Annotated in this window: 2 protein-coding genes; both read left to right on the plus strand. The window is 58.4% G+C overall.

Annotation, left to right across the window (positions count from 1 at the left end; translation table 11 throughout):
* The first annotated feature begins 140 nt into the window (after window positions 1-140).
* The gene (panD, locus tag AC1DVF_RS21625) at window positions 141-521 is read left to right on the plus strand and encodes an aspartate 1-decarboxylase (RefSeq protein WP_257356134.1); all 381 of its coding nucleotides are present in this window, start codon (window positions 141-143) and stop codon (window positions 519-521) included.
* 231 nt (window positions 522-752) lie between these two features.
* Window positions 753-2,417: a glucose-6-phosphate isomerase gene (gene pgi / locus AC1DVF_RS21630; RefSeq protein ID WP_477783111.1), complete on the plus strand. Its 1,665-nt coding sequence runs from the start codon at window positions 753-755 to the stop codon at window positions 2,415-2,417.
* Window positions 2,418-2,501 lie beyond the last annotated feature (84 nt).

Consider the following 2,501-nt stretch of genomic DNA (forward strand, 5'->3'; position numbering starts at 1 on the left):
ATGACACACCGCTATCGCGAGCAGGCTCACTCCTACAGTGGTTTTCGGTGTTATGAAAATTGCGTTTCAAGCCTTATTGCCGCCCCTAAAGCCTTCGGGCACACTGCCCGCCGTTCGATTCCAACCCGGGAAAATCCCTCATGCACGCGATCATGCTCAAGGCCAAACTGCACCGCGCCGAAGTCACTCATGCGGTGCTCGATTACGAAGGTTCGTGCGCCATTGATGGCGAGTGGCTGGACTTGTCCGGCATTCGTGAATACGAGCAGATCCAGATTTATAACGTCGACAACGGCGAGCGTTTCACCACCTACGCGATTCGTGGCGAAGAAGGCTCGCGGATGATCTCCGTCAACGGCGCCGCAGCGCACAAAGCCAAGGTTGGCAACCGTGTGATCATTTGTGCCTACGCCCATTACAGCGAAGCGGAACTGGTCAATTTCAAGCCGCGCATGCTCTACATGGCGCCAGGCAACGAGCTGAGTCACACCAGCAACGCCATCCCGGTTCAGCTCGCCTGATCACGAAATCGCCCCGCTCCCCCTCCGTTTGTCGGCCAGTTCCCGGTCTCGATGTTAAAAAAGTACAGGGATCTGGTCAGACAAAGTCAAGACAGAACGCAGCGCGAGGTTTACTGTATTCGCCCTGTGTCCAGAAATCGTGTCGACGCAGTTGATCCCATGCCCAAACATGGCGTGCCGGGTCTGTTCAGTGTTCAAAAGGCCGTTCAAGTAAAAAGGAAAACCGCAGCGATGGCGTATTACCTCACTCCTCAAGACGTTACCGCTCTGCCCGCCTGGCAAGCGTTGAAAGATCACCGCCAAGCCATGCAGGATTTCAGCATGCGCGAAGCCTTCAACGCCGATCCGCAGCGTTTCAACCAGTTCACCCTCAGCAGCTGCGGACTGTTTCTCGATTATTCGAAGAATTTGATCAACGCCCAGACCCGCAACCTGCTGGTCGGTCTGGCCAATGAAGTCGATCTCAAGGGCGCCATCAAAGCGCTGTTTGAAGGCGAAATCGTCAACACGTCCGAAGGCCGCCCGGCGCTGCACACCGCCCTGCGCCGCCCGGTAGGCGACAAACTGTCGGTCAACGGCGTCAACGTGATGCCGGAAGTCCACAAAGTCCTGAACCAGATTACCGATCTGGTCGGCCGAATCCACGACGGTCTGTGGCGCGGTTACACCGAGAAGCCGATCACCGACGTGGTCAACATCGGTATCGGTGGCTCGTTCCTCGGCCCTGAGTTGGTCTCCGAAGCACTGCTGTCGTACGCGCAGAAAGGCGTGCGTTGCCATTATCTGGCGAACATCGACGGCAGCGAATTCCACGAGCTGACGCAGAAACTGCGCGCCGAGACCACGCTGTTCATTGTTTCGTMGAAATCCTTCAACACCCTCGAAACCCTGAAGAACGCGCAGGCTGCGCGCGCCTGGTACCTGGCGCAGGGCGGTTCGGAAGCCGAGCTGTATCGTCACTTCATCGCCGTATCGAGCAACAACGCTGCTGCCGTAGCGTTCGGTATCCGCGAAGAAAACATCTTCCCGATGTGGGACTGGGTCGGTGGTCGTTATTCGCTGTGGTCGGCCATCGGTTTGCCGATCGCCCTGGCCATCGGCATGTCCAACTTCAAGGAACTGCTGTCCGGCGCCTACACCATGGACCAGCATTTCCAGACCGCGCCGTTCGAACAGAACATGCCGGTGCTGCTGGCCCTGCTCGGTGTGTGGTACGGCAACTTCTGGGGCGCGCAAAGCCACGCGATCCTGCCGTACGACCACTATCTGCGTAACATCACCAAGCACTTGCAACAGCTGGACATGGAATCCAACGGCAAGAGCGTGCGTCAGGACGGCACGCCGGTGTCGACCGATACCGGTCCGGTGATCTGGGGCGGCGTCGGCTGCAACGGTCAGCACGCCTACCACCAGTTGCTGCATCAAGGTTCGCAGTTGATTCCGGCCGATTTCATCGTGCCGATCGTCAGCTTCAACCCGGTCTCCGACCACCACCAATGGCTTTACGCCAACTGCCTGTCGCAGAGCCAGGCGCTGATGCTCGGCAAGACCTTGCCGGAAGCCGAGCAGGAACTGCGCGACAAGGGCATGAGCGAAGAAGAAGTGCACAAGCTCGCGCCGCACAAGGTGATCCCGGGCAACCGTCCGAGCAACACCCTCGTGGTCGAGCGCATCAGCCCGCGTCGTCTCGGCGCACTGGTGGCGATGTATGAACACAAAGTGTTCGTGCAAAGCGTGGTCTGGGGCATTAACGCCTTCGACCAATGGGGCGTGGAACTGGGCAAGGAACTGGGCAAAGGCGTTTACAACCGTCTGGTCGGCAGCGATGAAACCAACGCTGATGATCCGTCCACTCAGGGCCTGATCAACTACTTCCGCGGTCGTCACCGCGGGTGATGTGAATGGGTTGCCCACAATTCCAGTGGGCAACCCATTTCCAATGTGGGAGCGAGCCTGCTCGCGAATGCGGTGTGTCATTCA

Source organism: Pseudomonas sp. P4_D7 (assembly GCF_056401755.1).